Consider the following 253-nt stretch of genomic DNA (forward strand, 5'->3'; position numbering starts at 1 on the left):
GTCAGCAAACCGATCGGTAAATCCGCCGACAATATGTACAGCTATCTGGCGCTGGTACAGGATGATCCGACCGTACAGGTGGTGAACAACGCGCAGAAAGCCTATGTGGAACACTTTATTCAGGGCGATCCGGATCTGGCAAAACTACCGGTACTTTCCGCCGCCGCGCCGTTTAAGGTCGGTGGGCGTAAGAACGATCCGGCCAGCTTTGTAGAAGTCGAAAAAGGCCAGTTAACCTTCCGTAACGCCGCTG

1 pseudogene is annotated in these 253 nt (G+C 54.2%); it reads left to right on the forward strand.

What is annotated here, in order from left to right:
- Positions 1–253 (forward strand): annotated as a pseudogene (locus P8629_RS12355) (hypothetical protein); the annotation flags it as partial.

The organism is Hydrogenovibrio sp. 3SP14C1 (assembly GCF_029625905.1).
Lineage (GTDB): Bacteria > Pseudomonadota > Gammaproteobacteria > Thiomicrospirales > Thiomicrospiraceae > Hydrogenovibrio.